6 protein-coding genes and 1 tRNA gene are annotated in these 5,681 nt (G+C 63.6%); 2 read left to right on the forward strand and 5 right to left on the reverse strand.

Going from position 1 to position 5,681, the window contains the following annotated elements; genetic code table 11:
• The 4 genes from WCB02_RS26330 to WCB02_RS26345 all read right to left on the reverse strand — a co-directional run.
• Positions 1–240, reverse strand: a 240-nt coding sequence (locus WCB02_RS26330) for a hypothetical protein (RefSeq protein ID WP_423962690.1), incomplete at its 3' end; no start/stop codon positions are given.
• A 574-nt stretch (positions 241–814) separates the two neighbouring features.
• Positions 815–889 (reverse strand) — tRNA-Val (locus WCB02_RS26335).
• Between the two features lie 136 nt (positions 890–1,025).
• Positions 1,026–2,309: a hypothetical protein gene (locus WCB02_RS26340; RefSeq protein WP_423962691.1), complete on the reverse strand. Its 1,284-nt coding sequence runs from the start codon at positions 2,307–2,309 to the stop codon at positions 1,026–1,028.
• 146 nt (positions 2,310–2,455) lie between these two features.
• Entirely contained in the window at positions 2,456–3,058 is a 603-nt protein-coding gene (locus WCB02_RS26345; RefSeq protein ID WP_423962692.1) for a DUF1134 domain-containing protein, read from the reverse strand.
• 105 nt (positions 3,059–3,163) lie between these two features.
• On the opposite strand from WCB02_RS26345, the gene WCB02_RS26350 reads away from it, so the two are divergent.
• Positions 3,164–3,667 (forward strand): YHS domain-containing (seleno)protein, encoded by a 504-nt coding sequence (locus WCB02_RS26350; protein WP_423962693.1) that lies wholly within the window; start codon positions 3,164–3,166, stop codon positions 3,665–3,667.
• Here the strand turns inward: WCB02_RS26350 and WCB02_RS26355 are convergent.
• Positions 3,661–4,503, reverse strand: coding sequence for a 3'(2'),5'-bisphosphate nucleotidase CysQ family protein (locus WCB02_RS26355; RefSeq protein ID WP_423962694.1), 843 nt, complete (start codon positions 4,501–4,503; stop codon positions 3,661–3,663). The two genes, WCB02_RS26350 and WCB02_RS26355, sit on opposite strands and share 7 nt — an antisense overlap.
• A 209-nt stretch (positions 4,504–4,712) precedes the next feature.
• Here WCB02_RS26355 and chpT point away from each other — a divergent pair, with 209 nt between their 5' ends.
• The gene (gene chpT / locus WCB02_RS26360; RefSeq protein WP_423962695.1) at positions 4,713–5,366 is read left to right on the forward strand and encodes a histidine phosphotransferase ChpT; all 654 of its coding nucleotides are present in this window, start codon (positions 4,713–4,715) and stop codon (positions 5,364–5,366) included.
• Positions 5,367–5,681 lie beyond the last annotated feature (315 nt).

The following is a 5,681-nucleotide window of genomic DNA, read 5'->3' on the forward strand; positions in this document are numbered from 1 at the left end:
GGATTGGGCGGGTGCCATCACCGCCGCCTGAATGCCGGAAACGCACTCCGCGGCAAAACGACGACGCAACTGCCCCAAGTCGCTCCGGGAGTCCAACAACGCCGTCATCGCCCGGGTCTGCGGAGACAGTTTCACCAGCGACTCGATTAGTACGTCAGCCAAGGCGTCCGAGGTCATTTCCCCCGCGGGCGCGGCGACCGCGTCGTACTCGGCCTTCAAGACCTCGGCGTGATGATGCATCAACGCTTTCCGCCACCACCTCCTTGTTAGGAAACAACCGATAGAGCGAGCCGATATTGGCGTCCCGCTCGGGCGTGTCCGGGCCGGACAATTTGGAGGCTGGAGCCGGCGATCGGTTTCGAACCCTCGATAACGACGTGGCAATGAGGCGCAACCGACACGATTCAAACATGTGGCCTCCGGCTTCCGACGGCGACGCTCGATCCAGCCGAGCTGCGGGTGCCTGCGCTGCTTAGCCAGCCCTTACGCGGGTTTCCTGCAGGTTCCGATGCGATTTGATATCGCGAGATTGATGCAGGCCGCCCGTGGGCGCCAACACTCCCGCCGACCCTATGGCCGGGAGCAGGCCGCGTCAGGGGGCTAAACGTCCACGAACCTCGAAATGGATCGGATCGCCAGGCTTGACGCGCAGCTGCAACTGCACTGGTGGCATTCGTTCGCGCGGGTCAGATGGCAGACGGCGAGAGATCAAATCGCTCCATCAGCCGGCGTCCGTGCCCCGGCTGTACCCCGAGATCTCCGGGGCACGTGCGGCGGGCTATAGTCAAATAAACTATTGTGTTCATTGCATTTATGGTGGGCGCACAAGGGATCGAACCTTGGACCTCTCCCGTGTGAAGGGAACGCTCTCCCGCTGAGCTATGCGCCCGGAATTTTCCAGCATCGTCGAAGGCCTGCCGATTGGCCTCCGAACCGCGATGCAGGCTCGCCGGAGCCCGCGATTTACGGAAAGCGAGGCACCAGTGTCAAGCGATCAACACTGATCTCGCGCCAAGGTGCGCGCTTCACGCCCCCTGCTGACGCGCGCGGGAGGCATGGGACTGCAGTGCGCGGATGCGTTCGGCGAGCGTTCCGCCCTGTGGCGACCCACCCGGCGCGACGGTGCCGTTGACAGCCGCGCCCGGCCGCACGGGCCTGGCCGGAGCCGGCTCGGAGGCCAGCATGGCCTCGATCGGCGAATTCGGCCCTTCCAGCTGGATCGCAAGCTTGGCCACCTCGGCCGCGATATCATTGATCCGTTCGCGCAGCAGCGCGTTTTCCATTCGTTCGGTCGCCCAGGAGCTCTCGGCCTGCTGCTGGATCGCGTTGATGTCGCGCTGCAATTTGGCGCGTTCGTCACGCGCTGCGCGCAATTGCTGCTCGAGCGCAGCCTTCTCTGCCTTGAGTTTTTCCAGCGCCGGCGATGTGCCGCCATTGCTCTGGTCGAGTTCGTCGCGCAATTGCTTCGCCATCCGCTCGGCGGCCTCGCCGGCCTTGCGCAGTTGATTGTTCTCGAAATCGCGCTCGGCGAGCAGTTTGCCCTGGGTGGCAAGGCGAGATTCCAGGTCGTTGACGCGGTTGCCGAGCATCTCGGCTTCCTTGACCTGGATGATGAGCTGGCGATCGAGATCGGTCACGCGCTGGCTCAAATTCTCGACCCGCCCACGGGCCTCGGTTAGTTCGCGCGTCGCGGTCTCGGACTCGCCGCGCTCCTGCGCCAGTCGGGTCTGCGTCGCCGAAAATTCCTTTTCGGCATCGCCGACCCGGCGTTTCAGCTCGTCGATCTGGGAGTGCACGGCAACGAGCTCGACCTGACGGCTCTCCGCCATCACCGTGCGGTCATTCAGCTCGGCATTGATTCTGGCAAGCTCGGCCTGCTTCTCGCTCAGCGCCTGCTCGGCCGCGCGGAGCCCTTCGCTCTTGTCAGCGAATTCCTCTTCGGTGGCGCGCAGCTGTTCCTTCACCGCCTTTTCGCGCGCCTCCAGCGCGAAGATCGTGGCGTTCTTCTCGCCGAGCTCGATCTTCATGCGGTTGATCGCGTCGGTCTTCTTGCCGAGTTCGGCGAGTTGGCTCGTGGTCTTGTTCTTGAGCTGCTCGACGCTCATTTCCAGCCGCCGCGCCGACATCGCGAACTCCGCGCGCAGCTGATCCTTGTCGGCCTGGATTTCGGCCATCGACAGTGGAGTCGCGGCCTCCAGCCGCCGCGTGGTCAGCCGCACCGCGCGGTTATGCACCAGCGGCACGACCATCAGCCCGCACAGCATCGAGAGCAGAAAACCGATCGCCAGATACATGATCGGTTCGATCATCAAGCACTACTCCTGAAGAGGGATTCGATATCACCATGCCACGGGCGCACTGCAACACGCCAGCCCGTTGCGCAGTTAACGTGAATCCCGAAGCGAAGAAAAAAGCGGTCGCGCAGAAGCGCGCAAGACCGGCGCCTCAATACCGATCAGAACGGGTTCCAGGTCGCGCTGGGGGTATATTTGAGATAGCCGACATTGGCGCCGAGCCGAAGCCCGATGCCCGAGCGGATCGGCACCAGCACGATATTGTTGGCGGTGAGCGCCGTCATGCCAAAACCGCCGACGATATAGGCCGATCCGTCGATGCCGACGAAGCGCTGATAGATCGCACTGGTCGCCGGCAGATTATAGACCAGCGTCATGGTCCGGGCGCCGTCACCGCCCCAGTCGAAGCCCACCGATGGTCCCTGCCAATAGACCCTCAGATCCCCGGCATTCTTGGTGTAAAGCGTGCCTTCGCCATAGCGAAGACCCGCGACAAAGGCGCCCGAGCCTTCCTCGCCGAGCACATAGCCGTTCGGCAGGCCCCATTGGCTGACCGCGCGCTCGATGACCGAGGCAAGCCCCCGCGACACATTGCCGAAAAATCGGTGGCCGGCGGACATCAGTTCCTCGGGTCCAAAATTATCGGGCCCGGGGTCGCGCTGCGGCGGCGGCAGGTTTTGGGGTGGCGCCTGCTGCGCCGAAACGGGCAGCGTCCATATCAGCGCCGCGAGCGTCACCGCGGCAAGACGGGAAGCGAAATTCATGAAAGAACCCCTGATGTCGATTCCGGCCGCCGCCTTAACCTGACGCCAACAGCAAGGCTTTAGCTTGCGTCCTGTGTCCCCGATTCGATCTTATCCGCACCAACTATGACGGCACAACGGCAAGAAAAATACCGCAGGCGTCTCGGAATAGCCGTTATTGCCGTTCTCGCGGCCTTTTGCGGGGCTTTGCCTCCTTTTGCCGCCGAAGCCGCGACCACGGAGCGACTGGTCGTCAACCGCTTCACCGGGCTTGCGATCGATGGGTTTGACCCGGTGGCCTATTTCATCGACGGCCAGCCGGTCGAGGGCTTGCCAGATTTCGAGGCCTGGCAGGCCGGCGCGGTATGGCGTTTTCACAATGAGGGTAATCGGGCCTCTTTCCTTGCCCATCCCGAGATCTATGGGCCGCAGTTCGGCGGCTATGATCCGGTCGACGTGGCACGCGGCGTCACCGTTGCCGGCACGCCCCGGATCTGGCTGATCGCAGGCGAACGGCTTTATTTGTTTGAGCGTGAAGCCAACCGCGATGTCTTTGCCGCCGATCCCGGGCATGTCGTGCCGCAGGCCAATGCGCGCTGGCCGGAATTGCTGCAAACGTTGGCTCAGTAGGCCGGGCCGGCCGTCGCCGGATCGCCCCAGGCAATGAAGGCCGGCACGATGAAGCCGTCACGCCCCTCGCCATAGTGCAGAGGCGCGCCTTCGGCGTCGGTGATCTTGCCGCCGGCCGCGGTTACGACCGCCTGACCGGCCGCGATGTCCCATTCCGATGTTGGCGCCAGGCGCGGATAGATGTCGGCCTTGCCTTCCGCCAGCCAGCCGAACTTGAGCGCCGAGCCGAGCTTTTCGCGGATCGCGCCGGGCCGGCCGTCGATGAAGGCCTCGGTCCGGGCATCGCCATGTGAGCGGCTGACAGCGGCGATCCAGGGTTCGCCGGGCCTCGGAGCAGGGCGGGTATGGATCGGCTCGGGCGCGCCCAGTCCGGTTCCGTCAAGCGGCAGCCGTTCCGCGCCGCGGCCGACCACCCCGCGCCACAGCCATCCCAGAGCCGGCGCGCTGACGATGCCGAGCAGTGGCGTTCCGTTGGTCACCAGTGCAAGATTGACGGTGAACTCGTTGCGGCCGGCGACGAACTCCTTGGTGCCATCGAGCGGGTCGATCAGGAAGAAGCTGCCGCAATAGGGGGGCTGGGCCTGCCGCACCCGCTCTTCCGAGAGCGCCGGAATGTCCGGAACGAGCCGCGCCAGCCCGTCGCCGATGATGCGGTCGGCGGCGAAGTCGGCTTCGGTTACCGGCGAACCGTCGAGTTTACCCTCGATCCTCATGACGCCGCGGTTGACGGCAAGAATGGCTGCCCCGGCCTCGACCACCAGGTCGGTCAAAGGCTTCATCAGTGCGGCCGCCTCGTCGCAATCGAGCGCGCGCGGCTTCAAACCGGGCTCATTCATCATCGAGCCTCATAACGGGTGCCATCAGGAAGTCTCATTGCCGCGCCTCACAGTTCGCAAGTTCCGTATGCAAGTCCCGTTTGCAAGTCATTTCCAGCGGTGGCAGTTCGCCCTCGCGCAGTGTATGCAGTGCATCAAAGTCCAAGGCATGCCTGATTCGCCTCGTCCGCCGCGAAGTGCGTGCTGCCCTTGTATCCCAGGATCATCTGATGTCAGGCGCCTCCTCATCTGGTCCCGCTCTCGTTCCCGACAGGCTCGAACTCGCGGCGATGCTGTGCTCGCGGGTTTGCCATGATCTCATCAGCCCGGTTGGCGCCATCGTCAATGGGCTCGAGGTGCTGGATGACAATCCCAAGCCGGAGGATCGCGAATTCGCGCTCGATTTGATTCGGAAGAGCGCCAGGACCGCCTCGGCCCGGCTGCAATTCTGCCGCCTGGCGTTCGGCGCGGCGGGATCGGCCGGCGCGCAGATCGATCTCGGCGACGCGCAGACCACCGCGCGCGGGCACATCGAGGACGGCAAGATCACCATCAGCTGGAACCTGCCACGCGTGCTGTTGCCGAAGAACAGGGTCAAGCTGCTGCTCAACATGCTCATCATCGCGCAGCAGACCATACCGCGCGGCGGCACGCTCACCATCGACCCGGTCGGCGAGGGCGATACAATGAGCTTTCGCGTCACCGCGAAGGGATTGAACGCCCGCTTGCCGCAGAACATTTCCGACCTCCTGAGCGGCAGCGCGGGTGCAAGCGTCGATGCCCACGCCGTGCAGCCTTATTATACGCGGCTTCTCGCAGAAGCCTGCGGATTGAAGGCTGCGCTCGTCGCCGAAGGCGAAGCCGTGATCGTGACCGCTTCGTAAACGATCTGCGAAGAAATATGGTTAACCAGAGGTTGAGATCGGGCCGCGGGAATCCGCGAGGCCGCTTAGAGCTTTGTTGAGGCCATTCATTTCCGGTTACTCAACCAATATTAAACGGTTTGCATAGAAGCTGGCCACACTCGAGAAGGCGCGTCGACCCCGCGCGCCGCTGCGTGAAGGCCTGTTCCATGGATGATCTGTTGCGGGAGTTTTTGACGGAGACGAGCGAAAGCCTGGACACCGTCGACAATCAGCTGGTGCGGTTCGAGCAGGAACCGAACAACGCCAAGATTCTGGATAACATCTTCCGCCTGG

The organism is Bradyrhizobium sp. (assembly GCF_049581145.1).
Taxonomy (GTDB): domain Bacteria; phylum Pseudomonadota; class Alphaproteobacteria; order Rhizobiales; family Xanthobacteraceae; genus Bradyrhizobium.

What these genes read in the sequence shown, in the direction of transcription:
- WCB02_RS26340 (WP_423962691.1), bottom strand. Translation starts at nt 2,309, where the DNA reads ATGATCGAACCGATCATGTATCTGGCGATCGGTTTTCTGCTCTCGATG.
- WCB02_RS26345 (WP_423962692.1), bottom strand. Translation starts at nt 3,058, where the DNA reads ATGAATTTCGCTTCCCGTCTTGCCGCGGTGACGCTCGCGGCGCTGATA.
- WCB02_RS26350 (WP_423962693.1), top strand. Translation starts at nt 3,164, where the DNA reads ATGACGGCACAACGGCAAGAAAAATACCGCAGGCGTCTCGGAATAGCC.
- WCB02_RS26355 (WP_423962694.1), bottom strand. Translation starts at nt 4,503, where the DNA reads ATGAATGAGCCCGGTTTGAAGCCGCGCGCGCTCGATTGCGACGAGGCG.
- chpT (WP_423962695.1), top strand. Translation starts at nt 4,713, where the DNA reads ATGTCAGGCGCCTCCTCATCTGGTCCCGCTCTCGTTCCCGACAGGCTC.